Annotated in this window: 28 protein-coding genes; 8 read left to right on the top strand and 20 right to left on the bottom strand. The window is 39.9% G+C overall.

The window, feature by feature from the left end:
- Window positions 1-15: 15 nt before the first annotated feature.
- The 3 genes from N5852_RS12170 to N5852_RS14755 all read right to left on the bottom strand — a co-directional run bounded on the left by N5852_RS12170 (window position 16) and on the right by N5852_RS14755 (window position 1,095).
- Window positions 16-138, bottom strand: coding sequence for a hypothetical protein (locus N5852_RS12170; RefSeq protein WP_262098038.1), 123 nt, complete (start codon window positions 136-138; stop codon window positions 16-18).
- Between the two features lie 237 nt (window positions 139-375).
- Window positions 376-600, bottom strand: a complete 225-nt coding sequence (locus N5852_RS12165) for a hypothetical protein (RefSeq protein WP_262098037.1) — start codon at window positions 598-600, stop codon at window positions 376-378.
- A 348-nt stretch (window positions 601-948) separates the two neighbouring features.
- Complete coding sequence (locus N5852_RS14755; protein ID WP_410004213.1) at window positions 949-1,095, bottom strand: hypothetical protein; 147 nt, start codon at window positions 1,093-1,095, stop codon at window positions 949-951.
- 355 nt (window positions 1,096-1,450) lie between these two features.
- Here N5852_RS14755 and rbsD point away from each other — a divergent pair, with 355 nt between their 5' ends.
- The 4 genes from rbsD (at window position 1,451) to rbsB (ending at window position 5,370) form a co-directional block, all read left to right on the top strand.
- Window positions 1,451-1,870 (top strand): D-ribose pyranase, encoded by a 420-nt coding sequence (gene rbsD / locus N5852_RS12155; protein WP_262098036.1) that lies wholly within the window; start codon window positions 1,451-1,453, stop codon window positions 1,868-1,870.
- A gap of 57 nt (window positions 1,871-1,927) precedes the next feature.
- Window positions 1,928-3,421: a sugar ABC transporter ATP-binding protein gene (locus tag N5852_RS12150; RefSeq protein ID WP_262098035.1), complete on the top strand. Its 1,494-nt coding sequence runs from the start codon at window positions 1,928-1,930 to the stop codon at window positions 3,419-3,421.
- 1 nt (window position 3,422) lies between these two features.
- Complete coding sequence (gene rbsC / locus N5852_RS12145; RefSeq protein ID WP_262098034.1) at window positions 3,423-4,388, top strand: ribose ABC transporter permease; 966 nt, start codon at window positions 3,423-3,425, stop codon at window positions 4,386-4,388.
- Window positions 4,389-4,476: 88 nt separating this feature from the next.
- Window positions 4,477-5,370 (top strand): ribose ABC transporter substrate-binding protein RbsB, encoded by an 894-nt coding sequence (gene rbsB, locus N5852_RS12140; RefSeq protein WP_262098033.1) that lies wholly within the window; start codon window positions 4,477-4,479, stop codon window positions 5,368-5,370.
- A 71-nt stretch (window positions 5,371-5,441) separates the two neighbouring features.
- Here the strand turns inward: rbsB and N5852_RS12135 are convergent, their stop codons facing one another.
- The gene (locus tag N5852_RS12135) at window positions 5,442-5,801 is read right to left on the bottom strand and encodes a winged helix-turn-helix transcriptional regulator (RefSeq protein ID WP_262098032.1); all 360 of its coding nucleotides are present in this window, start codon (window positions 5,799-5,801) and stop codon (window positions 5,442-5,444) included.
- Window positions 5,802-5,899: 98 nt separating this feature from the next.
- On the opposite strand from N5852_RS12135, the gene N5852_RS12130 reads away from it, so the two are divergent.
- A complete protein-coding gene (locus N5852_RS12130; RefSeq protein WP_262098031.1) occupies window positions 5,900-6,427 on the top strand; it encodes an NAD(P)H-dependent oxidoreductase in 528 nt (175 codons plus the stop codon).
- A gap of 87 nt (window positions 6,428-6,514) precedes the next feature.
- Here N5852_RS12130 and N5852_RS12125 read toward each other — a convergent pair whose 3' ends face one another.
- Complete coding sequence (locus tag N5852_RS12125; protein ID WP_262098030.1) at window positions 6,515-7,504, bottom strand: aldo/keto reductase; 990 nt, start codon at window positions 7,502-7,504, stop codon at window positions 6,515-6,517.
- Between the two features lie 119 nt (window positions 7,505-7,623).
- On the opposite strand from N5852_RS12125, the gene N5852_RS12120 reads away from it, so the two are divergent.
- On the top strand, window positions 7,624-8,520 hold the full coding sequence (locus N5852_RS12120) for a LysR family transcriptional regulator (RefSeq protein ID WP_262099760.1): 897 nt from the start codon (window positions 7,624-7,626) through the stop codon (window positions 8,518-8,520).
- 84 nt (window positions 8,521-8,604) lie between these two features.
- Here the strand turns inward: N5852_RS12120 and dctA are convergent, their stop codons facing one another.
- Window positions 8,605-9,918 (bottom strand): C4-dicarboxylate transporter DctA, encoded by a 1,314-nt coding sequence (gene dctA / locus N5852_RS12115; protein ID WP_262098029.1) that lies wholly within the window; start codon window positions 9,916-9,918, stop codon window positions 8,605-8,607.
- A gap of 221 nt (window positions 9,919-10,139) precedes the next feature.
- Between dctA and N5852_RS12110 the strand changes: the two genes are divergently transcribed.
- The gene (locus N5852_RS12110; RefSeq protein ID WP_262098028.1) at window positions 10,140-10,874 is read left to right on the top strand and encodes a hypothetical protein; all 735 of its coding nucleotides are present in this window, start codon (window positions 10,140-10,142) and stop codon (window positions 10,872-10,874) included.
- A 17-nt stretch (window positions 10,875-10,891) separates the two neighbouring features.
- Here N5852_RS12110 and N5852_RS12105 read toward each other — a convergent pair whose 3' ends face one another.
- From N5852_RS12105 to lptC, 9 genes are all read right to left on the bottom strand, one after another.
- A complete protein-coding gene (locus N5852_RS12105; protein ID WP_262098027.1) occupies window positions 10,892-11,449 on the bottom strand; it encodes a hypothetical protein in 558 nt (185 codons plus the stop codon).
- An 82-nt stretch (window positions 11,450-11,531) separates the two neighbouring features.
- Window positions 11,532-12,011, bottom strand: coding sequence for a signal peptidase II (gene lspA / locus N5852_RS12100; RefSeq protein ID WP_262098026.1), 480 nt, complete (start codon window positions 12,009-12,011; stop codon window positions 11,532-11,534).
- Window positions 12,008-12,859: a TrmH family RNA methyltransferase gene (locus N5852_RS12095; protein WP_262098025.1), complete on the bottom strand. Its 852-nt coding sequence runs from the start codon at window positions 12,857-12,859 to the stop codon at window positions 12,008-12,010. Before N5852_RS12095 ends, lspA begins: the two co-directional genes overlap by 4 nt.
- Window positions 12,856-14,055: an RsmD family RNA methyltransferase gene (locus N5852_RS12090; protein WP_410004266.1), complete on the bottom strand. Its 1,200-nt coding sequence runs from the start codon at window positions 14,053-14,055 to the stop codon at window positions 12,856-12,858. The genes N5852_RS12095 and N5852_RS12090 overlap by 4 nt, the downstream gene beginning before the upstream one ends.
- 204 nt (window positions 14,056-14,259) lie before the next feature.
- Window positions 14,260-14,571: a LapA family protein gene (locus tag N5852_RS12085; RefSeq protein ID WP_262098024.1), complete on the bottom strand. Its 312-nt coding sequence runs from the start codon at window positions 14,569-14,571 to the stop codon at window positions 14,260-14,262.
- Window positions 14,568-14,873 carry an integration host factor subunit beta gene (locus tag N5852_RS12080; protein WP_315973249.1) on the bottom strand — a complete coding sequence of 102 codons (306 nt, stop codon included), beginning with the start codon at window positions 14,871-14,873 and terminating at the stop codon, window positions 14,568-14,570. The genes N5852_RS12085 and N5852_RS12080 overlap by 4 nt, the downstream gene beginning before the upstream one ends.
- 535 nt (window positions 14,874-15,408) lie before the next feature.
- Window positions 15,409-16,218 carry an LPS export ABC transporter ATP-binding protein gene (gene lptB / locus N5852_RS12075; RefSeq protein ID WP_262098023.1) on the bottom strand — a complete coding sequence of 270 codons (810 nt, stop codon included), beginning with the start codon at window positions 16,216-16,218 and terminating at the stop codon, window positions 15,409-15,411.
- A 10-nt stretch (window positions 16,219-16,228) separates the two neighbouring features.
- Entirely contained in the window at window positions 16,229-16,801 is a 573-nt protein-coding gene (locus N5852_RS12070; protein WP_262098022.1) for an LptA/OstA family protein, read from the bottom strand.
- Window positions 16,802-16,845: 44 nt separating this feature from the next.
- Window positions 16,846-17,511 (bottom strand): LPS export ABC transporter periplasmic protein LptC, encoded by a 666-nt coding sequence (lptC, locus tag N5852_RS12065; RefSeq protein WP_262098021.1) that lies wholly within the window; start codon window positions 17,509-17,511, stop codon window positions 16,846-16,848.
- A gap of 563 nt (window positions 17,512-18,074) precedes the next feature.
- Here lptC and N5852_RS12060 point away from each other — a divergent pair.
- Complete coding sequence (locus tag N5852_RS12060; protein WP_262098020.1) at window positions 18,075-18,581, top strand: GNAT family N-acetyltransferase; 507 nt, start codon at window positions 18,075-18,077, stop codon at window positions 18,579-18,581.
- A gap of 95 nt (window positions 18,582-18,676) precedes the next feature.
- Here N5852_RS12060 and N5852_RS12055 read toward each other — a convergent pair whose 3' ends face one another.
- From N5852_RS12055 to N5852_RS12035, 5 genes are all read right to left on the bottom strand, one after another.
- Window positions 18,677-19,351: a methionine ABC transporter permease gene (locus tag N5852_RS12055; RefSeq protein ID WP_262098019.1), complete on the bottom strand. Its 675-nt coding sequence runs from the start codon at window positions 19,349-19,351 to the stop codon at window positions 18,677-18,679.
- Window positions 19,344-20,378, bottom strand: coding sequence for a methionine ABC transporter ATP-binding protein (locus N5852_RS12050; RefSeq protein WP_262098018.1), 1,035 nt, complete (start codon window positions 20,376-20,378; stop codon window positions 19,344-19,346). The genes N5852_RS12055 and N5852_RS12050 overlap by 8 nt, the downstream gene beginning before the upstream one ends.
- Window positions 20,378-21,199 (bottom strand): MetQ/NlpA family ABC transporter substrate-binding protein, encoded by an 822-nt coding sequence (locus N5852_RS12045; RefSeq protein WP_410004212.1) that lies wholly within the window; start codon window positions 21,197-21,199, stop codon window positions 20,378-20,380. The genes N5852_RS12050 and N5852_RS12045 overlap by 1 nt, the downstream gene beginning before the upstream one ends.
- 237 nt (window positions 21,200-21,436) lie before the next feature.
- On the bottom strand, window positions 21,437-21,829 hold the full coding sequence (locus N5852_RS12040; protein ID WP_262098017.1) for a DUF6867 family protein: 393 nt from the start codon (window positions 21,827-21,829) through the stop codon (window positions 21,437-21,439).
- A gap of 61 nt (window positions 21,830-21,890) precedes the next feature.
- Window positions 21,891-22,640: an ABC transporter ATP-binding protein gene (locus N5852_RS12035; RefSeq protein ID WP_262098016.1), complete on the bottom strand. Its 750-nt coding sequence runs from the start codon at window positions 22,638-22,640 to the stop codon at window positions 21,891-21,893.
- Between the last annotated feature and the right edge of the window lie 22 nt (window positions 22,641-22,662).

The following is a 22,662-nucleotide window of genomic DNA, read 5'->3' as shown; positions in this document are numbered from 1 at the left end:
TTTAATCACTCAAATCTATTTAAAGACACCACGAGCAATACAAACGGGCAATTTTATTTTTAATGTTTCCTGATAATAACGCCAACAAGCCTTGGCTGCAGTAAAGCCATCTTCGCCAACAAAACCTTTGTCTTCCATACAAAACCGTACTCTAGTCGATTCGTTAGCTATTATGGCAAGTGGTGTAGGATGAGCTAATAGCTTCCTATTCTGGCCGCATTTTTCCAATTCAGCACGCGTTTGTGCTACATCGTAACCCGGTTTTTTATAATATTCAGCATCTGATGGAGGCGGTTGGAAATAGGCTCGTGAACAACCAATTAGCCCCAATGCAATACATATAAGTATAATATATTTACGTATTATGATTACCCCTTATTTGTTATTTGCCTTGATGTTAGTGGTTATTGGCCGCCCATAATCTTCGTAACAACCATTTTGTTGTAAACCATAACAGCTATGAACGGAATATTTCGCGCCCCCTAGAACAAACATAAAAGCCCATTCTTTTAGCGGGTTCGAGTTAGGTGGCACTTGACGCATGGTTGCAGGATTTCCACCAATGGTGCGGCCAACAAAGTCTAAATTATGGATTTGCAATGCAACAGAATCCTTACTACCACCACTCAAACTATATAATAAATGGGTTTTGCCTAATTAAGCGGGTTTAATCTTAGATATTTTAGCAAGATTTTTACATTATTGGAAGACTGGTTTTTAAATCACCATTCACTTGTCTTTAGGTGTAAATGGAACGTCGCTTTTGAGCAGTTTGTCACAATTTCATTCTAAACTTGCCCCTCTCGTTCAAATATACCGAAAACTGTTGTCTTGCCAAATGCACCGCGCCCACCTTTGCCCATTACCAACGAGGATCGAATAGACTTTCATCAACTTCAACAATACTAAACATAGGGCGCTTAAGCTGTGCAAGCTAAATAGATGCGTTCACGCAGCCCCTAATAAATAGGTATTACGGTTTAGCCCAGTTAATTGTGAGGTTTGAAGCGCAGTTAAATCATCCACAAAACAGCAAGCAATGTCACGAATTTTCTGTTCAGAAATTTTACTGCGGATATAATACTTATTTTTCATGTCTTATCATAGCTTTACGATAATTAATTATCACTCCACTAGGCAAGACCCTTTTTAAAGTAATAGCGAATCGTGATTGTATTTTGCTGTTTTAGAGCTGTTAATATAGATGAAATAATCAAGCATTTAGCTAACAAGTTCAAATTTAATCGATTTAATTTGCAAATTTGTCTAAAAGCATTTGCTTATGTATTGCTGTTTTGCTTAAAGACCACAAACTTTAAGAGTGATTAATTGTGCGTAAATCACTCTATATTTCTATTTGTCGCACCTTTCATGTAAAAGGTATTTCATCTTTTATTAAAAGTGCACGAGGGCAGCATTGGGCTGTTTTTGTAAAATTTAAGAGGTTGAAATGCGTTTTTCAGGTTTACTACATGCTGAATTAATTGGTGCGCTGGCGTCACTTGGTCATACTGATATGATCGTTATTGCTGATGCAGGGTTACCAATACCGGCGGGTGTGCCTAAAATTGACCTTGCTATTCGTGCTAATTTGCCGTCTTTTTTAGAGGTATCTAATTTAATTGCTGCAGAAATGCCAGTTGAAGCAATTACTATTGCCAATGAAATGGCCAGTATGAATAGCGAGCTACTCTCACAGTTGAACGATGATATCTTAAATTGGAGCAAAAGCCAATCAAAGGAAATTAAAGTATCGAGCCTGTCGCATGAGGATTTTAAGGTTTTGAGCCAAAAAGCGCGGCTGATTATTCGCACTGGTGAGTTTTCACCCTATGCCAATATGGTTATGCATGCTGGGGTCGCGTTTTAAATTTTGTTGGTATCATTTAACAGTCAAACGATCTGATGAGGATCATAGGTAAAATTTGTGACGAGTATTTTAAGCTTAAAAAATATATCAAAAAGTTTTAACGGCGTTTCGGTATTAAAGTCGGTTAATCTTACCCTTAAACCTGGTCGGATCCATGCATTGGTTGGTGAAAATGGTGCTGGTAAATCGACTTTGATGCGGATTATTAGTGGCATTTATGAGCCTGATAATGGCAGCGAAATGCTTTTAAATGGTAAGCCCTATCAGCCCCAATCACCGAAATCGGCAATTGAGGCCGGTGTTGCTATTATCCATCAAGAGTTAAATCTTTTACCAGATTTAACGGTTACAGAAAATTTATTTTTAGGCCGCGAGAAGGTCAATAAAATAGGGCTAATTAAGAGCGGGGAACAGCGTAAGCTTGTAGCGCAGGCTCTTAAGCGCTTGCGCCAAGATTTTTCGCCGTCAACCGAAGTTGGCAATTTAAGCATTGGCAAACAGCAAATGGTAGAGATTGCCCGAGCTGTTTTATTTGATGCCGATGTCATTATCATGGACGAGCCAACGGATTCGCTTGCCGAAGCAGAAACCGAAGTACTTTTTGCCGTTATTCGCGATCTTGCCAGCAAGGGCAAAGCTATTGTCTATATATCCCATCGTCTTGGCGAAATTTTTGAATTATGTGACGATGTTTCTGTCTTGCGCGATGGCGAAATGGTGTTTACTGGCGAAGTAAAAAAACTGAATGAAGATTTGCTGATTGCCCATATGGTCGGGCGTGAAATTAAAGATCAATATCCATATGATAAAGCAAAGCCATCGGCGATTAAATTTGAGGTCAAGAATTTATCTGCACTTGGTGTAGATGATGTTTCGTTTGGTGTTGCTGCTGGTGAAATCTTAGGGTTTGGCGGTTTAATGGGGGCAGGGCGCACAGAGCTTGCCAAAGCAATATATGGTGCAAACAAAATGGTCAAAGGCACCATATTGCTTGATAATAAAGAGATCACCATTCATTCCCCAAAAGATGCGGTAAAGGCTGGTATTTCCTATGTTTCAGAAGACCGTAAGGCGGAAGGGCTAATCCAATCCCAAGGTATTGGTCGTAATATGACGCTAAGTGCGTTACATAGTTTTTTACATCTTGGTCAATTCTTAAATTTTTCAAAAGAGCGTGCGGCAACACAAAATTATGTCGAAGCTTTTTCAATCAAAGCGGCATCGTTAGGCGCATCTGTATCAACCATGAGTGGTGGTAATCAGCAAAAGGTTTCCATTGCCAAATCATTAATGAGCGAGCCACAATTAATCATATTTGATGAGCCAACCCGCGGCGTTGACGTTGGTGCGCGGCGTGAAATTTACATGATGATGAATTCCCTTAAAGAAAAAGGTATGGCGATCATACTTTTATCATCGGATATGCCAGAGCTTTTAGGCATGTCTGATCGGGTAATGGTTATGGCAAATGGCCGTATTACCGGTGAATTGTCAAAAGATTTGGCCACTCAAGAAGCTGTCATGGCATTGGCTTTGGCAGGAAAGGAATAAAATGACACGTCAAGCGGCTTCGCCAGTTTCAGAAGGGTTTTTAAAAATATTAACCAACCCTGCCTTATGGGGATTGATTATCCTTGTTGTAGCGGTTGCAATTAGGCAGCCTGAATTTTTGGAACAACGTAATATCCTTAATCTTTTGCGACAAGCATCCCCCAATGCTTTAATTGCACTGGGAATGACCTGTGTTATTTTAACCGGTGGTATTGATTTGTCAGTAGGTTCTGTCCTTGCCATAAGTGGTGCAATTGCAGCTTCCTTAATTGGTTTAGGCTATGATGCATTTCTTGCTATGGGGGCAGCCTTAATGGTTGGGGTTGTTTTAGGCAGTGTAAGCGGGGCTATTATCACTTATGGTCGTGTGCAGCCCTTTGTAGCCACTTTGGTGACCATGTCTATTTTACGTGGTGCCACCCTTGTTTATACCAATGGTCAGCCGATTAATCTTGGTTTTGGTGATAATGCCGATATTTTTTCCTTTATCGGCACAGGATATATCGGCGTTGTACCTTTTCCAGTTATATTGACGCTTGCCTTTTTTATCATCGGTGGAATTATTTTAACCTGCACTCGTTTCGGCCGTTATGTTTACGCTATTGGTGGTAATGAAACCGTAGCCCGTCTTGCTGGTGTAAATGTCAATCGGGTTAAAATTGCGGTTTATGCCCTATGCGGTTTTACCGCTGCACTTGCCGCTATTATTGAAACATCGCGCCTTGGTAGTGCGCAACCAACAGCGGGAACTAGCTACGAGCTTGATGCCATTGCAGCTGTTGTTGTTGGCGGCACCAGCCTTTCTGGTGGTCGTGGTACACTTTTTGGTACCTTAATTGGTGCTTTAATCATTGGCGTATTGAATAATGCTCTTAATACTCTTGAAGTGTCATCTTACTATCAGCAAATTGCTAAAGGCGGAGTTATCTTGCTGGCGGTTCTCGCTGATCGTAGAAGTAAAGCGTAATATATCGATAGTTTAAAAATTGTTATTTTGCTTAAAGCGGTGCATTTTATATGCTTCACGTTTAAAGTTAACCAAGGAGGTCTTTGCCATGAAATTATCTCGTCGCTTATTCACTGCTTTTGCAGCTAGTTTGCTTTTATCCGGTTCAGTTTTAGCTGCAAATGCAGCAGATCGTATTGGGCTTGTTGTTTCAACACTTAATAATCCATTCTTCGTCACCATGAAGGAAGGCGCAGAAAGCAAAGCTAAAGAGCTTGGTCTTGAATTGGTTGTTCTTGATAGCCAGAATAATCCTGCCCGTGAATTGGCGAATAGTGAAGATATTCTTGGCCGCAATATCAAAGTATTATTGATCAATCCAACCGATTCCGATGCTGTTGCAAGCTCTGTTAAGGCTGCCAATAAGGCGAAAATTCCGGTCATTACGCTAGATCGCTCTGCAAATGGTGGCGATGTTGCCTCCCATATTGCTTCTGACAATGTTGCAGGCGGTAAGTTAGCAGCTGAAACTCTTGCTAAAGAACTTGATGGCAAGGGCGAAGTGATTGAGCTTGAAGGCGTTGCAGGTACATCGGCCGCGCGTGAACGTGGAAAGGGTTTTGATGATGCTGCTCCAGAACTAGGCCTTAAAATTGTGGCAAAACAGCCAGCTAATTTTGACCGGACCCAAGGGCTTAATGTTGCAGAAAATCTTTTGCAGGCCAATAAAAATGCTAATGCTATTTTTGCGCAAAATGACGAAATGGCACTAGGTGCGGCACGCGCTGTGCAAGCATCTGGCCGCGACATTAAAATTATTGGTTTTGATGGTACTGATGAAGGTATCGCCGCAGTGAGAAAAGGCGTGCTTTTTGCAACAATTGCTCAACAACCAGATGAAATTGGTAAATTAGGTGTAGAAGCAGCAAGTAAGCTGATTAAAGGTGAAACCATTGAAACTCATATCCCTGTGCCTTTGAAATTAATCACCAAGGGTGAATAAAATTTAACCCATTATATATACTCCGCGAAATGTTGAATTAGCGGAGTATATATATAGATTAGATTAGTCGTTTATTGCGTGTTGTTCTCTGCAATTTTTTTAGACCAGTCCGCAATTGATTGGAAAATAGTCTCCAGCGATTTTCCAAGTGATGTGAGGGAATATGTAACATTTAAAGGAGGTTTTACCCCCTCAACATGTCTTGTGATTAGGCCATCTTTTTCAAGCTTTTTTAATTGTAGGCTCAGTGTCATTTCGGTTATTGATGGCATATCTCTTTTAAGTTCGCTATATCTTTTATCTTTTTCCATTAAATAATATAATATAACACCTTTCCAGCGGCCTCCAATTACGTCCATTCCCATGCTAATTGGACATGGATATTTCTTATTATTGAAAACAACAGAACATTCACTCTTAATAATTTTCATAAATTATCCTTACTATCATTTTTGATAGTTATTGCTCTATGATGTTTAATTGTTAAACTATCAAAATTATAGTTTAACATTTTTAAGAGGTAAAATATATGGTGTTAGTTATATTAGGGCATCCGTCATCAAATATATCAATTGCCAATCATACAGTCATCCAAACATTGGCCGCAATGGGTTTAGAGATGGAAATCAGAGATATTGGAAAATTATATGCTGACCATCGGATAAATATTATTGAAGAACAAGCTGCACTTATTAGGCATGATATAGTGATTTTTCAACATCCCATGTATTGGTTTAACCTGCCAGCAATTTTAAAATCATGGATAGATCAAGTACTAACCTATCAGTTCGCTTATGGATCTGAGGGGAATAAATTAAAAGGCAAAAAACTTTTAGATAGTATAACAATTGGCCAAAGGGAAAATGATGTTAAGACGGCAACGCAATCATTATCTTCTATTTTTGAAAAATTGGCACAATATTGTCAAATGGATTATGTTGGGACATTTCCTTTATATGATATTGCAACATTAACCGGCAATACCAAAATGGATATTGAAGGCAAAGCAAAAATCCACGCTGAAAAAATTTATAATTTTATTAAAATATTACATTGATATGGTTGAATATTGATGAGATTTATTTGTTGATAGAGCCTTTGGGGAACCCCAAAGGCTTTTTTGTTTATTAAACCGTCAAAAATCTTATTTACCAACACGTGCTTGTAGATGAGCAGGATAGCGAGCGCCAACAACCTCAATCGCATCAAGGGCGGTTTTAATATCGCTTAAGGCCTCAGGGGATAGTACAACATTAACCGCCTTTATATTTTCTTCAAGCCGCGATATTTTGGTTGTACCGGGGATAGGCACAATCCAAGGCTTTTGGGCTAGTAACCATGCAAGCGCAATTTGCGCGGGTGTTGCATTATGATCTTGTGCAATTTTTTGAATAGCATTGAGTAATCCTTGATTGGCTGCCATAGCTTCCTTGGCAAAACGCGGTACCGATAGGCGGAAATCATTTTCTTTAAGATCATTTGGTGAATTGAGCTTGCCGGTTAAAAAGCCTTTACCTAATGGGCTAAAAGGTACAAAGCCAATTTCTAGCTCTTCCAATAGTGGAATAATCTCATTTTCAGGTTCACGCCACCACATCGAATATTCGCTTTGTAATGCGGTTACTTCTTGCACCTTGTGGGCGCGCCGTATTGTTTCACATCCCGCTTCGGAAAGACCAAAGTGGCGTACCTTGCCTTCTTTAATCAAGTCTTTTACTGCGCCAGCAACATCTTCAATTGGCACATTAGGGTCAACGCGATGTTGGTAATAAAGATCAATATAATCGGTTCTTAAACGCTTTAATGATTGTTCAATCACGCGTTTTATATGTTCTGGCCGGCTATCCATATTTTGCAAAGCATTAGCATTTTCAGTGTCAAAGCCAAATTTTGTGGCAATTACCACATCTTCACGAAAGGGTTGTAAAGCTTCACCAACAACATCTTCATTTAAAAATGGGCCATAAATTTCAGCAGTGTCAAAAAAGCGGACGCCTTTGTCATAAGCTGCGCGGATGAGTTGGACCGCTTCAGTTCTATCAATTGCTGGGCCATAGCCAAAGCTTAACCCCATGCAACCAAGGCCAAGGGTGGAAACTTCTAAGCGATTTTTTCCTAAATAGCGTTTTTGCATGATTTTCTCCAATCAATCTGATGCAGTTTTATTTTAAACTGCGCTATGGACTAAGATATAATAAATGATATGTTTATTTATAATATGGTATAATCGGATAGGGCCTATAAGGCAGACTTATTAATATGGAAAACTTAAATGACCTTGTGGCCTTTATTGCTGTTGCGAATGAAAATAGCTTCACTAAGGCCGCTGCAAAGTTAGGTGTATCGCAATCTGCGCTTAGCCAAACAATCCGCAATCTTGAAGAGCGATTAGGCATTAGGCTGCTTATGCGCACCACGCGCAGCGTATCGCCAAGTGAAGCAGGACAAAAATTATTGGCAACTTTAGTGCCGCGCTTTGATGATATTGAACAAGAGCTTAATAATTTAAAGCAAATGCGTGATAAGCCAAGTGGTACAATTCGAATTTCAGCTGGTGAGCATCCAGCAATGACAATCTTGCAGCCGGCTATAACAGCATTTTTAAAGAAATATTCTGATGTTAAAATGGAGTTGGTTGTCGACAATAGCTTTATTGATATCGTTCGAGATCGCTTTGATGCTGGTGTGCGTTTTGGTGAAGCGATTGATCAAGATATGGTTGCGGTTAAAATTGGCCCAAAACAACGCATGGCGATTGTTGCAACAAAGCAATATTTTGAAACCTATGGCAAGCCCGCTACCCCACGCGAGCTTGTCCACCATAATTGCATTAATATGCGCTCAGCAACTACGGGTGGTTTTTTCCAATGGGAATTTGAAAAAAATGGCCGTGCTTTAAATGTTCATATTGATGGGCAACTCACTTTAAGTCAATTGCAATTGCGGGTAAATGCTGCGCTTGATGGTGTAGGCCTTGTTTATATTCCAGAAGATCTGGTATTAGAATTTATTCAGCAAAAGCGGCTTATTCGGGTATTAGATGATTGGTGTGAGCCATTTGAGGGCTATTATCTTTATTATCCTAGTAAGCGTCAGCATATGCAGGCTTTTAATCTTTTTATCGACCATATTCGTTATCGTGGCAGTTGATATTTGATTTTACCTAAAAAAACGGCAGCCTTGGTTTAAGGCTGCCGGTTTTTGTTAGTTATTTTCATTTAAAAATTAAATTGCTTATGATGCAACTGCATCAGGGACCGTTTTGCCATCAAGAGTTGCGTGAAGCTGTTCTTCATCCAAAGCGTTTTCCCATTTGGCAACAACAACACAAGCAACGGCATTGCCAGTGAAATTGGTAAGTGCACGGCATTCTGACATGAAGCGGTCAACGCCTAATATCAAACCCAAGCCTTCAAGCGGTATCTCGGGAAACATTGCAAGGGTTGCTGCAAGGGTTACAAATCCTGCGCCAGATACACCAGCCGCACCTTTTGATGACACCATAGCAACCCCCAAAAGGGCTAGTTGATGCCAAATATCAACAGGTACACCGTAAGCTTGGATGATGAATAACGCAGACAGCGTCATATAGATATTGGTGCCGTCAAGGTTAAATGAATAGCCTGTAGGAACAACTAGTCCAACCACCGATTTTTTAGCGCCGGCCTTTTCCATCTTATCCATTAAAGATGGAAGTGCAGATTCTGATGAAGACGTACCAAGAATGAGCAGAAGCTCATCTTTAATATATCGGATTAATTTAAAAATTGAAAAACCATTATATTTGCAAACAGCACCTAGAATAACGATGATGAATATCAAAGATGTACCATAAAATAGGAGTACCAATCCGCCTAAGCGGATGACTGCTTCAACACCATATTTTGCTGCTGCAAATCCAATCGCGCCAAAAGCACCTATCGGTGCCGCATACATAATAATTGAAACAAGTTTGAATACTGGTGGAATGAGATTTTGGCAAAAGTGTAAAATCGGTTTGCCTTTTTCACCAATTGCAGTCAAAGAAATGCCGAAAAGAATAGCCACCAATAATACTTGCAAAAGATTACCTTGGGTAAAGGCGGATACAAGAGTTGTGGGAACCATGTCCGTTAAAAATTTTACAAATGAAATATCTTTAACTTTTGCGGCTGCTTCTAACGCCTTTATTTTATCTGCAGCATCAACAACAGTTGGAAAACCATGGCCTGGTTGAAAAACATTGGCAACAATCAAGCCAATGATTAAAGCAAGGGTTGAAAATGTAAAAAAATAGATAAATGCCTTGCCGGCGACGCGACCAACGCTGGAAATATTACTCATACCAGCTATGCCAACCACGATAGTCAAAAATATAACCGGTGCAATAATCATTTTAATCAAAGCGATAAATGTTGTGCCAAGTGGTTCGAGTTTCAAACCAACTTTTGGCCAAATAAGGCCAAGAGCGATGCCAGCTGCTATAGCGACCAAGACTTGAACATACTGATGTTTATAAAATTTTTGGCGTCCTTTTGTTGAAACTAGATGTTCAATTTCAATTGCCATATAAATCTCCTCATCCAACTGAAATGCAAAATTTTCCTCAATTGACATTTTTATCAATCAAATTCAAGAAAAAAGCAATTTGATCAAAAGTCGCATAGCAACTTATTGATTGAAATCAAATTTTACCTATTGTTTTGCCACTTATTTGCCACAAATAATGTGGACAAACAGTGTTTCTTCGTATGATCTTTGAAAGGACAGCTAGGTCGGAGGCGGAAATATTGGCTTATCTAATACTGATATTAGTGTTCTGGCTATTCATCGGCTTTAAACGCACCAACCAATTGCCTGTGCCTTTTTATAAACGGTTTGTATTGATTATCGGCTGGTTAGTCTTTGCAATTTTGACACTTGGCCTATTACTGCCGTATGTTTTAAATCCCTTTCCCGATCAGCCGTGGTCTCGCCTCTTTATTTTAATCTTTTGCGCTTTAATGGCATGCTTTGCCTTGCTGATTTATTTGGAAGCGCGGTGTTTAAAACTTAAACCACGCATAACAAGAGAGTTCATCCGCGACATAATGCTTGTTGTAAGTTTGCCATGCATTGTTCTTTATATTGGCTTTTATATTTTCTTATTTTTACCCACTTATCATAAAATTGACAATCAACTGGTGGCGCAGCCAATTGCTGATAAAATTGGCAAACCATTGTCTTTTGATCAATTTTTAAGTGTTTATCAGCAAAGTTATTCAGCATCATCACCGTTGGATACGTATCAGATGCAATTCGAACTAACAGGATTAGTCGATTTTATGAGCAATAATGGTCTTGATGTTTCAGGGAGTAATGTTGCGGCGTTTGAAGCAATGTTAGTGGTGATTGATGAAAAACTTTCTTTTCATTATTTATTATTAACTTTCATTATATTTTTTTGGCTTTGGGGCATAAGTTTTTATCTCGCACTTTCAAAAAATTGGCGCCGCGATTATGATGGCAGTTTTATTTATGATTGACTTTTTCTTCGTAAACTTCACTCAGTAAAATCTTCAAATTTTTTATAATCGCCGCTTTTGTATTTTTTATAATCGTCTTCAACACCTTCTCTTGCCATTTGAACTATTTTATTCAAGTTCATCAAATGAACTGATTGGCCATTTTCCTCATCAATAGTATTTTGAAAGGTACAAAAATCATTGTCTGTGATAAAAATAGTGCTGCTGCCCTCATAAGTATATTCCTTTGATTTTTCGTCAATAATACCTAGAGGGATAAAATAGTTTACAAAGACAATGATAGATGTTTTGTCACCCTTCACGCCTGTTACATTTATGCAATAATGTGATGCACACCCAGCATAGCTAAATTTTAGGCGCTGTTTTTCATTTTCTTCCAGATAGATGTCCGTATTTGTAGATTCACTATTTTCAGCAATAATCTGCCCTTTTAAAAGCCAACGGCTCAGCATGACATCGTCATAAAACGCTAAGCGCTCTTTGTCACTGCATTCACGGCTTTTTGCAAAGGGTGCAATAGAACTAAAAGTAAAAAAGGAAATTGAAAGAATTATCGCAGTTGAAATTCTACGCATAAATACCCCCCTAAAAGCCAATCCTTTTCAAAATAGCAATTAGGGGCAAAATAACAAGCTGTATAAACTTTACTTTAAAAAATTAAGCCTTTTTAGCCAGTTTTGAACCAAATAATTCATTGATAATAATCAGCACAGCACCAATGGTGATAAAAGCATCTGCAGCGTTAAAAACTGCAAAAGACCAGCCATAGGCATAAACAAGAATATAATCTACCACATAATGAAAACGCACACGGTCGATTAGATTGCCAAAGGCACCGCCGAGGACCATTAAATAACCAATATTGGCAAGCTGTTTATTCTTATCGCCCTTGAGCCATAGCATCATAACGAAAATAATAACCACGATCGTTAAGGCAATAAGCCCCCAATCATGGAAAGATGCCAGCATTGAAAATGCAATACCGGTATTTTGCGTGTAAAAAAGCTTTAAAAACGGCAAAACATCAATAGCTTGATAAAGCTCCATATGGGTGATGACAAGATGTTTTATCACTTGATCAAGCGCGACTAAAATGGCGACAAAAATTATCCCACCCCATAATGCTGATTTTTTCATGCTACACGCTCATCCAATACCAAAACATTACGGCGCATTTCATAAAGCATCACCGCTGTTGCCACCGCAAGATTTAACGAATCTGCTCTCCCTGCTTGTGGGATACGTGCAAGCTTATCGCAGCTTTGGGCGAGGCTGTCGGGCAATCCCTGTTGTTCATTGCCCATCATTAACATGATTGGCCCCTTTTTATAGGAAATAGTGCGATAATCCACCGAGCCTTTTAAATGGGTGCCGATAATGTCGCCATTAAAGCTTTTGCGCCAATTAAGAAATTCTGCTTCTTTGGCGCGATAAAGCGGTACGGAGAAAATTGATCCCATAGTTGCACGTACGGTTTCCAAAGAATAAGCATCGGTTGTATCACCAATTAAGACAATACCGCGTGCGCCCACCGCATCGGCAGTACGAATAATAGTACCAAGATTGCCAGGATCGCGGACACGGTCAAGAGCGATATAAAGATCATCACGACCAGCTTTCAACTGATCTAATGGCTGCCATTTTTGTTCAAAAACACCAATAACCGTTTGCGGATTTTCGCGTCGCGTAATTGATGTTATAACCTTGTCATTTGCTTCAATAACAAGACCGCCGCTTGCAACGGTACGTGCCGCCACTTTTTCTATTGCTGCATTACCAAGGCCCGATTTTGCAAATACCAATGTGCGGATTTGCCAGCCTTGTTCAAGTGCATCAATAACCAGTTTCAAGCCTTCCGCTATGAAAATACCTTCGCGGTCGCGGAATTTTTTCAAAGAAAGTGCTTTTAAATCCTTGATAATTGGATTTGCAAGGCTGGTGATTTCTTTTACTTGTCCGGTTCTTGGTCTTGAATTATTCATCATGCAATCCAACGGCTAAATAATGAGGTTGATAGGGCGCGTTTTGCTTGTTCTTCGCGTAAAATAAGCTCGCCTGATTGAACTTCGCCTTTTAGGCCGCGAAAGCGGTCACGCATTAATTCATGAATCGCATAAAACGAAGCGCGGATGGAATAGGCAGTAAGTACGACAGCCAAAGGCTTATCCGATAAAATATCGCGACAACCAGCAACCATTTGCGGTAAATGGTCGAATAATTGCCAAACCTCGCCATGCGGGCCACGTCCATAGGCTGGTGGATCGAGCAATATAATATCATAGGTCTTGCCGCGCCTTGCTTCACGCTCGACGAATTTCATCGCATCTTCACAAATCCAACGGATTGGCTTGTCATTAAGACCGGCAATTTCTTGATTTTCGCGTGCCCAACCAATGGCTTTTTTCGACGCATCAACATGGGTGACCTCGGCACCGGCGCGTGCCGCAATTAATGAGGCGACACCCGTATAGCCAAAAAGATTAAGCACTTTTACTGGACGTTTAGCATCAATAATCTGCTGTTCCATAAAGCGCCAATGAGCATCTTGTTCAGGAAAAACACCAACATGGCGAAATGACGTGAAGCGGCCTAAAAATGGCATGCCATTCCAAGCCATTGGCCATGTTTCACCAAGTGGGGTTTTGGGAAAATTCCACCGCCCCAAACCTTCTTCATCGGTATTGCCAGTAAAAATAGCGTCAGCTTGTTCCCATTCTTTGATATCAAGGCTTGGCTGCCAAAGGGCTTGGCCTTCGGGACGGATAATCTTATAAGGACCATAACGCTCAAGCTTTAAACCATTGCCACTATCTAGCAATGCATAATCATTGTCGGCAAGGGTTTCAAGAATAAGCGGTGCACTTCCCAATGGACGCTCGCCTTCCACCTTGGCGATCTCTATGCTCGATAAGGCATTAAATATTGTTGCCTTATCAAAAGGCAGCGCAGAAGTAGCTCCATTATCGCTACTCTCTACTGGATTTTCTGTGCGTCTCAACTTGGCGCTATGTGATTGGTTTTTATTATCTGCGCTAAAACTGGCTTGATCGCGTCTATCGCGCGGCTTTTGTTGGCCATCTTGAAAAGACCTTGCTTTCGCAGATGAATTGGCCTGCGAAGAGCGTTGCTTGTCCCAAGATTTGTCTTTTGGCTTATCTTTTGCCACTTTTTGCTTTGCCATTGATGGACGGGCTTTTTTAGATTTCACCAGAATATTGCCTGTAATTAGATGGTTAAAAAACTTGTTTAAAATGAATGATGCGGGCATAGGCCCGCATAATAGTTTATCTTGGATAAGAGCAAGATTATGACGATATTAAAAACAGTGATTTTAAATGCTAATAATAGCAAAAAATTTATCATGCTGTTTATTTATAGCCATATTTTATGATTTGGCAGCAATATCAAGATCATGGTTGCGATTTTTTGCTTTTTCTGCTGCTAATTCACTTTGGCAATCATGCAAGGCTTTGCGGTATTTATGTTGCTCAAACCACACTGCAACCCCACCAATAACCATACCTATAATTAAAAACAAAAATAGCCAGATAAAAAACGGCAAAGTAAAATGCCACGTGGTGCTATCAAATGGATTAAGTGCCAATGTGGCCGCAGCGCGATTAGCAACCATAAAGGCCACAACAATAATGGCCAATGGAATTAAGATGATTGCTGCTATGATACGTTTTAAAGTCATTCGTCTTCGCTATTCAAACGGTCACGTAATTCTTTACCAGTTTTAAAAAATGGTACCCATTTCTCTTCAACTTCTACGGCATCGCCAGTGCGTGGATTGCGGCCGACGCGAGACGGGCGGTTCTTAACGGAAAAAGCACCAAAACCTCTTAGTTCAACGCGGTTTCCTTCAGCCAATGCATCGGAAATTTCGTTAAAAACTGTACTGACAATGTTTTCAACATCGCGCTGGAAAAGATGCGGGTTACGGCTGGCAATGATTTGCACGAGTTCCGATTTTATCACAATTGATCTCCGTTTCAGCGAATTATAAAATTTATTTTATATATTAGCATAAAATGCTTTGGTAAAATGCCATTGCAACTGTCTAATTTAAAATCCAGTACTATCATGACCAAATATTAACTCAACAATTATCACGTTAACGTGAATCAGCAATTTGGCAATTATAGCTCTACCTACTTCTTTTAAAACAATTTGCAAGCACTGTGAAGTACCTGAACAAAAATCTATAAAAAGTAACAGCTTTACAGCAATTTAGGCTGTAATAATGGTGAATTAGTTTTAGACGATCCAATTACATAAATTTATTTGTCATTCTGGTATGCAAAACCAGAATAAGTTTTAAAGTGACTTATGAAGCCAAGGTCTTTATCCGTCAACTTTTTTATTAAAAATTAGGAATTTTTCATGGTTTTTATTGAAAAATAGACATTTTATGCATTATTCTTTTGGATACCGCACTTACAACAATTTAATTTTTATGAAAATCAAACAACTGGCATAGATGGCGCCAGTTGCTTAAACCATTTTGGTTGAACAAAATTTTGCGTTGCTTTTATAAAGAAAATGTATTGCCAAGATAAAGGCGGCGCACATCAGCATTGGCAACAATTTCATCAGGTGAGCCATGAGTTAATACCTGACCTGAATGGATAATATAAGCGCGATCGACTAGCCCCAATGTTTCTCTCACATTGTGGTCTGTGATCAAAACGCCAATTCCACGACGAGTTAAGTGTCGAACCAATTGTTGGATATCAGCAATAGCAATCGGATCAATACCAGCAAACGGTTCATCAAGTAACATAAAATTTGGCTTTGAGGCCAAAGCGCGCGCAATCTCAAGACGTCGTCTTTCACCACCAGATAGAGAAATTGCTTGGGATTTACGCAAATGCGAAATTTTAAATTCTTCAAGTAATTCGTCTAATTGCAGCGCCCGCTTTTTTTTGTCTTTTTCGACAACTTCCAAAACGGCTTTAATGTTGTTTTCAACACTTAAACCGCGAAAAATGGAGGCTTCTTGTGGCAAATATCCAATACCTAGGCGAGCGCGACGATACATGGGCATGGTGGTGACATCAAAGCCATCAATCTCTATTGAACCACCATCAGCTGGAACAAGACCGGTTACCATATAAAAACAGGTCGTTTTACCAGCACCATTGGGTCCTAAAATGCCAACAGCTTCACCAGCACGCACCCCAAAAGAAACATCGCTGACCACGTCGCGTCCGCGATAGGCCTTGCTCAAATTCCGAGCAATAAGAGTACCTTTGTAGCGATTAACGGCATTTTCGTCGGCTTGGCCATTTGGTTGGTTATCGCGCTCAATTTCGATTGTTTCTTCAACAATTTGTTGCATTACTCTATCTTTATTCTGATTTGTTCATGATAACAGAAACGCGGCCCTTTTTTTGAGGGTTTGAGCAACTTTCAAGAAAAGCTTTGCCACTATCCATATGGGCGGTGAGTTTACAACCAGTCGCAACACTGTCACCATCGGTTAAAACAACATTGCTACCCGTTAAAATCATAACATTGGTTTTGCCATTAAACGCCCCTTGCTCACCGGTCGCAATCTGGGTTCCTTGCTTTATATAGACATTGTTTGAAACTTCCATTTTTTCAATGCCGCTTGAGCCAAGGCCACCGCTTGCGGCTGCTTGTGGTTTTGTACCATCGGGCTTTGCATAATAGACAATCATTTTACCAGCTTTAAGCAAACGGTCACCTTGGATAACCGTAACATTGCCAGAAAATACGGCAACGCCTTCCTTATCGCGCATTTCAAGGTTGTCAGCATCAATCTTTATAGGCTCTTTACCGCCAGAAAGATTGAGACCAAAATTGGCCTGCTGCGCTATCGCAGCAGGCGCAAGTGTAAATAAGCATCCCACAATTAAAGCCAAGCGGCCCATGTGATGACGAGTGCAAATATTTAGCATTGTTTGGCGCTCCTTCACTGGGCTCGAACTACCCATATTTTTCATTATTGTGCTTTGTTACCTGCATCTTGCGGCGCAATAATAAGTTGTACTTTTCCTTTGAAGACAAAGACCTGTCCATTTTCTTTAATACTTAAACTATCAGCCGTCAAATGTTCTCTGTCTCGAATAATTTCTACTGGTTCTTTTGTCGTTAAACGGCTTGTTTCAATATTAATATCAGCAGATTGAAAACTTGCCTTAACCCCATCGCTGGTGGTAACGCTAAATGGTTTTTCAAGCACCATACGTCCGTTAATATTGTCATAAATTCCGCTTATGGCATTAACGTCGGCCATAGCTCTTTCACCAAGTGGCATTTTAGCGGTAATGTCTTCAAGCTCAATCAGACCCGGCCTTAGCGGATCTTGCACTGCGCGACTAGCATTAAATGAATAAGGCTTTTGGCTTTTTGAATAACCCTCTATTTTTGGGCTAGTCATGACAAGTTTGTCATTGCCCTCAGTATTAAGCGCAACAATATCTGCTGTTGAAGGGGCAGAAAAAAATGTAAACCATGCAAAAATTCCAGCAATGACCACAGCAATGATCGGCAATAAAATTTTGATAAATTTCACTCGGCCAGAATGCTTCATCGCCGCCAAAAAAACACTGTCTTTTTTAGCATCTACTGCGAAAATACTGTTGCTGTTATTCTGGCGATCGTTCACGCGGTCCTCTTACATATAAATTTATATATTCTTATATAATCCCTATAATCTCTTTAATAAGAAACTATTAATTTAGAATAATTCAAATAGCGATTCATCGGCTTGAATCTTCTATTCTATATTTATAACTCCATTCTCGATTATCAATAGCACCATCAAACCGGTGAATTTTATGATCTCATGCTTAGCCAAAAGCTGGTTTTTTGACCAACAATTTTCGTCAGCTTTTAACAAAAAAAACTTGAGACTATCTTAATGACAACGGTCTATAATTGCTATTTATAACACAAAAGCGGCATTTTTGAGTGATCTATTTATTATAACGCCAGTTACTGTTGCCAAATTGACTGTTGAACTTATAGAGCTTTGGATCGTTAATTATTGTGTGATAGGGTAATTTATGAGAAAACTTATAAAATTTTGATGGCGGTCGATGAACTGGGGATGTCGCTTTACCAGTAATATGCAGGCAATATTGGTATTGATAAATCTAGTAATGTAATTGTGTTTTGTACGACTCATATATTTTTCTTAACATAACGAGAATGAATGGGGGTAGAATAATGAATGTTACGACACGTAAAATGATCCTTGCTGATTGTCAGCATGTAGCGCCGTTATTGCAAAAGAATTCTCAATCTAATCATGGTGGTCTTTTTGGCGAATATCCGCTAAAAAAAGTTGAAGGCATGTTTAGAACAAGCCTCACAACAGTGATTGCGCAAGTTGGCGAACAGATTGCCGGAGTTGTTTTTAGCTTTTCGGTTGATTCTGATGGCCTGCCTCCAGTTGCCAAGAAGATTGTCGAACTTTATCCTAACTTAACCCGTGATGACTGGTTTTATGGCCCCGTCTGTATTGGTGAGGATTTTCGCGGGCAGGGCTTACTTGCTAAATTATGCGATAAAATTTGCTCGTTAAATAGCGGTAAAGCCATTGCTTTTATTAATAGTGATAATATCATATCGCTCAAGGCGCACGAAAAAATTGGCTTTACCGAGGCTGGCCGCTTCAAGCTGGATGATGTTGATTGGTTTGTTTTGGTAAGAGATGATCAATTTACTGAATAGATCACCTATAGAATGCTATTAAGTGGATTATTCGTTTCTTACGCTAATCAAGTTTTAATAAAAGTGTGAAATCCCTCCACACTTTTATTGGGTTTTTAGCGTTTGGTATGGTCAAACGAGTGTGAAAGATAGTTACCAAACCATTGAACTGCAACATTAAGTGCAATAAGGATTGCAACGACAATAATCATCACATCAGTCATGCCGCGATTAAAACCGTAGCTAATTGCAATTTGACCAAGGCCGCCGCCACCAATGAAGCCAGCCATAGCACTGGCACCGATAATTGAAATAATTGTTACAGTAAAGCCAAGGATGATACTTGAAAAAGCTTCTGGAATAATAACTTCGCGAATAAGCTGCCAACGACTGGCACCCATTGATCGTACAGCATCAATCAAATTTTTATCGACATTGCGAAATGACAATTCCGACATTCGTGCATAAAAAGGAACGGCCGAGACAATCAAAACAAAAATAACGGCTTCATTGCCAATTCCACGCCCCCAAAGAGCTCTCATCGGTATTTGAAGGGTAATAATTAAGATAATCCATGGAATTGCTCTTACGGCGTCAACAATGGCACTGATCGGCCGATTAAGCCAAGCGTTTTCAAAAAGGCCACCTTTTTCGGTAACATAAAGAAGTAAGCCAAGCGGAAATCCTAAAAAAAGTACAAAAAGTCCGGAAACACCGGTCATAACAAATGTATCTATAATAGCCTGAGGCACTTTTTCTTGAATGGCATTAAGACTAGCGGCATCAAACATAACCCAAGACCTCGCAGTGGTTTGCCCGTTGTTTTAACCATTTAATGGCGTGCTCAAGTTGTTTCTTATCTGTTGCATCTGCTGCAATAAAAAATAAGCCGATAGGCTCATCTTGTATTGTATCAATACCGCCTTGTAAAATACGAGTGACCATGCCGGTTTCATCGGCAAGATTATAAAAAAATGGCTTACGCGCTTCTTCACCCGAAATATGCAATTCAATAATTGCATCTTTTCCATAAGACTCATGCATTTTATCGGCGATCATACTGGGCAATTGCGGTGTGATAACCTGTAAAAGCGATTTCGTGGTGGCATTTTGTGGGCGGGCAAAAATCTCTTTAACCAAGCCTTGTTCAACAATTTTTCCTTGGTCAAGAACGATTAAGCGATCAGCAATCGAGCGGACAACTTCCATCTCATGGGTAATGAGAATAATGGTGAGTTGCATTTTGCGATTAATTTCTCGCAAAAGCTCAAGGATTGATTGGGTTGTTTCAGGGTCAAGCGCCGAGGTTGCTTCATCTGATAGTAAAATGCTTGGATTGCCAGCAAGAGCTCTGGCAATGCCAACTCGCTGCTTTTGGCCGCCTGATAATTGCACTGGATACATATCAGCTTTATCTGCAAGTCCAACAAGATCTAATAATTCAAGCGCGCGCTCAAGCCTTTTTTGTCGCTCAACACCTACAAGTTTAAGGGGAAGTGCAATATTTTCAATGACTGTTTTAGAAGATAAGAGATTGAAATGCTGGAAAATCATACCAATTTTGTGGCGTATTTTACGCCATTGATCGTCCTTGAGTTTTGAAATATCCTGGCCTTCAAAATAAATCTGTCCTTCATCAATGGTTTCAAGGCCGTTAAAACAACGGATAAGGGTAGATTTCCCCGCGCCGCTGCGGCCAATTATACCAAGGATTTCGCCCTTATTAACGGTTAATGAAATATCATCAACCGCCGCCGTTTGTGCAAAATGGCGACGGATGTGCTTCAGTTCTAAAACTGGGTTTGTTTTTAATGTCATTACCACGTCGTTGCGTAATTATTGCCAAAGATACGTTTAAGCTCTGCTCTGGCTGGTTCACTATGATAGGCAGAAACAAGCTTTTTAACCCAAGGCTTATCTTTGTCTTCGGTACGTACAACAATAATATTGGTGTAGGGATTATTTTCTGGCTTTTCTTTTGCAATACCATCCTTTTCGCTATCAAGACCAGTGACAAGTGCCCAATTGGTATTAACGACGGCAATGTCGACATCTGATATTACGCGCCCAAGCATGCCGGCATTCATTTCAACGAATTTCAATTTTTTTGGATTGTCTTTGATGTCAATTGGTGTTGCCAAAATATTTTTAGGGTCTTTAAGTGTGATGATGCCATATTGGGCAAGAACCAACAATGCACGGCCTTCATTTGATGGATCATCAGGAATGCCAACACTATCGCCTTCTTTTAATTCATCAAGGCTCTTAATCTTGCGAGAATAGACGCCCATTGGGAATAATGCAGTGTCACCAGCTATGCTTAGCTTATAACCACGTTGCGCAATTTGTGATTCAAGGTAAGGTGTATGCTGAAACGCATTCGCATCAAGGTCACCTGCATTAAGCGCTTCATTTGGTATAGCATATTCGTTAAATAAAACGAGTTCGATATTGAGCCCATCTTTTTTGGCAACTTCTGCGGCTGCTTTCCAAACATCAGCTTCTTGGCCATCCATCACTCCAAGCTTAATGGTTGTTTTATCCTCAGCATGAAGTCCGGACATGGTTGTACCAACCATACCAAAAGATAACATGATTGCTAAAAGTGTACGGCGTTTAAGTGCAGTAAAGAATGCCATGGAAATGCTCCTTTGTAATGGCCGGACATCATTGCCGGATTTATCTGCATAATTGTGCGGCTATAGCAAAAATCCAAGAAAGAAAAAACGAAAAATCTGCTATTTTGCAATAAGATTTTACAATTTACCTTAATTATCGATAGTTTTTTTCTAATGTAAGGCAAAAAAACACTTTTACGCTAATTAATGCTAAAAATCCCCATCAATTAAGACTCAGCCCATTGCTCATAAAACTGTTTAATTATTGATTTCAGGCTTTGCGCTATAAGTAAGGGGCGATGTCTTTTTATAAAGCCAACCATATTGACGCACCATTTGGTTTACCCGTGTATTACGATAGCCAAGTGCGCAGAAAATAAGCAAAACGGCAAGATCAACCAAATAATAATGCAGCGATAAAAATGTTGCATGATACGCCATATTGCCGGTATCTGCTTGATAATAAGGAATAACATAATGCAAGAAACGAATGGCAACTGCCAATAACACCATATAGCCAAGTGCTATTTTAAAATTACGCCAAGTTTGGGCGCAGGCACGACCCGTCATCCAAGCCGCACCGCCACCCAATATAACTGTGATGATGAGAAAATAAACTATCGAGGATTGCTCGAATAAAATGCCTCTCATTTGTTTTCTCCTTTATGCAAATGCTTATTATATATTTATTTTAATTGTAAAACTGAAAAACTTAATGACGGCCGCCTTCTAAATAGGCTGCCCGAACTTGTGGATTTTCCAATAATTCGCGTCCGCTGCCGCTCATGGTAATGGCACCATTGACCATAACATAAGCTCGATCAGCAAGGCGCAGCGCACTAAAGGCATTTTGCTCAACCAAAAATACTGTAAGCCCTGTCGTTTTGTTTAAATCTTTAATTGCCGCAAAAATTTGTTTAGCAATGAGCGGGGCAAGACCAAGCGAAGGTTCGTCAAGCAGAAGCAAGCGCGGCCTTGCCATCAGTGCACGGGCAATTGCCAGCATTTGCTGCTCGCCACCTGAAAGTGTGCCGCCGCGTTGGTGCAAACGCTCTTTAAGACGTGGAAAAAGTAAAAACATTTTTTCAACGTCTTCATCAAAATAAGCCATATTATCAAGGCTTGCACCCATTTGTAGGTTTTCCAACACGCTCATGCGTGGAAAAATTCGTCGCCCCTCTGGTGATTGAGCAATACGTAGGCGGGCTATTTCATGGGATGGTAATTTGGTAATATCTTGGCCATCAAAAATAATACTACCGCTACGCGCTTGTGGCGCACCAAAAATAGTCATCATCAAGGTGGATTTACCAGCACCATTGGCACCAATAAGGGTAACAATTTCACCTTGTCGTACTTCAATATCGACATTTTTTAAGGCTTGGATAGAGCCGTAAAAAGTTTGGATATTATTAACTTTGAGCAGCACTTTTTTATCACTTGTTACTGGATTATCGCTCATCTTGCTGCATCTTTCGTGGTCT

This window comes from Bartonella sp. HY328, assembly GCF_025449335.1.
GTDB lineage: Bacteria > Pseudomonadota > Alphaproteobacteria > Rhizobiales > Rhizobiaceae > HY038.
Note: the sequence above shows the minus strand (reverse complement) of the source record. Positions and strands in the feature narration are given on the sequence as shown.

What these genes read in the sequence shown, in the direction of transcription:
- N5852_RS12095 (WP_262098025.1), bottom strand. Translation starts at nt 12,859, where the DNA reads ATGATGAATAATTCAAGACCAAGAACCGGACAAGTAAAAGAAATCACC.
- N5852_RS14755 (WP_410004213.1), bottom strand. Translation starts at nt 1,095, where the DNA reads ATGAAAAATAAGTATTATATCCGCAGTAAAATTTCTGAACAGAAAATT.
- N5852_RS12130 (WP_262098031.1), top strand. Translation starts at nt 5,900, where the DNA reads ATGGTGTTAGTTATATTAGGGCATCCGTCATCAAATATATCAATTGCC.
- N5852_RS12040 (WP_262098017.1), bottom strand. Translation starts at nt 21,829, where the DNA reads ATGAGAGGCATTTTATTCGAGCAATCCTCGATAGTTTATTTTCTCATC.
- rbsD (WP_262098036.1), top strand. Translation starts at nt 1,451, where the DNA reads ATGCGTTTTTCAGGTTTACTACATGCTGAATTAATTGGTGCGCTGGCG.
- N5852_RS12105 (WP_262098027.1), bottom strand. Translation starts at nt 11,449, where the DNA reads ATGCGTAGAATTTCAACTGCGATAATTCTTTCAATTTCCTTTTTTACT.
- N5852_RS12170 (WP_262098038.1), bottom strand. Translation starts at nt 138, where the DNA reads ATGGAAGACAAAGGTTTTGTTGGCGAAGATGGCTTTACTGCAGCCAAG.
- N5852_RS12125 (WP_262098030.1), bottom strand. Translation starts at nt 7,504, where the DNA reads ATGCAAAAACGCTATTTAGGAAAAAATCGCTTAGAAGTTTCCACCCTT.
- N5852_RS12035 (WP_262098016.1), bottom strand. Translation starts at nt 22,640, where the DNA reads ATGAGCGATAATCCAGTAACAAGTGATAAAAAAGTGCTGCTCAAAGTT.
- N5852_RS12135 (WP_262098032.1), bottom strand. Translation starts at nt 5,801, where the DNA reads ATGAAAATTATTAAGAGTGAATGTTCTGTTGTTTTCAATAATAAGAAA.
- N5852_RS12060 (WP_262098020.1), top strand. Translation starts at nt 18,075, where the DNA reads ATGAATGTTACGACACGTAAAATGATCCTTGCTGATTGTCAGCATGTA.
- N5852_RS12055 (WP_262098019.1), bottom strand. Translation starts at nt 19,351, where the DNA reads ATGTTTGATGCCGCTAGTCTTAATGCCATTCAAGAAAAAGTGCCTCAG.
- lspA (WP_262098026.1), bottom strand. Translation starts at nt 12,011, where the DNA reads ATGAAAAAATCAGCATTATGGGGTGGGATAATTTTTGTCGCCATTTTA.
- N5852_RS12090 (WP_410004266.1), bottom strand. Translation starts at nt 14,055, where the DNA reads ATGGCAAAGCAAAAAGTGGCAAAAGATAAGCCAAAAGACAAATCTTGG.
- N5852_RS12085 (WP_262098024.1), bottom strand. Translation starts at nt 14,571, where the DNA reads ATGACTTTAAAACGTATCATAGCAGCAATCATCTTAATTCCATTGGCC.
- N5852_RS12070 (WP_262098022.1), bottom strand. Translation starts at nt 16,801, where the DNA reads ATGCTAAATATTTGCACTCGTCATCACATGGGCCGCTTGGCTTTAATT.
- N5852_RS12050 (WP_262098018.1), bottom strand. Translation starts at nt 20,378, where the DNA reads ATGACATTAAAAACAAACCCAGTTTTAGAACTGAAGCACATCCGTCGC.
- lptB (WP_262098023.1), bottom strand. Translation starts at nt 16,218, where the DNA reads ATGCAACAAATTGTTGAAGAAACAATCGAAATTGAGCGCGATAACCAA.
- dctA (WP_262098029.1), bottom strand. Translation starts at nt 9,918, where the DNA reads ATGGCAATTGAAATTGAACATCTAGTTTCAACAAAAGGACGCCAAAAA.
- rbsC (WP_262098034.1), top strand. Translation starts at nt 3,423, where the DNA reads ATGACACGTCAAGCGGCTTCGCCAGTTTCAGAAGGGTTTTTAAAAATA.
- N5852_RS12045 (WP_410004212.1), bottom strand. Translation starts at nt 21,199, where the DNA reads ATGGCATTCTTTACTGCACTTAAACGCCGTACACTTTTAGCAATCATG.
- rbsB (WP_262098033.1), top strand. Translation starts at nt 4,477, where the DNA reads ATGAAATTATCTCGTCGCTTATTCACTGCTTTTGCAGCTAGTTTGCTT.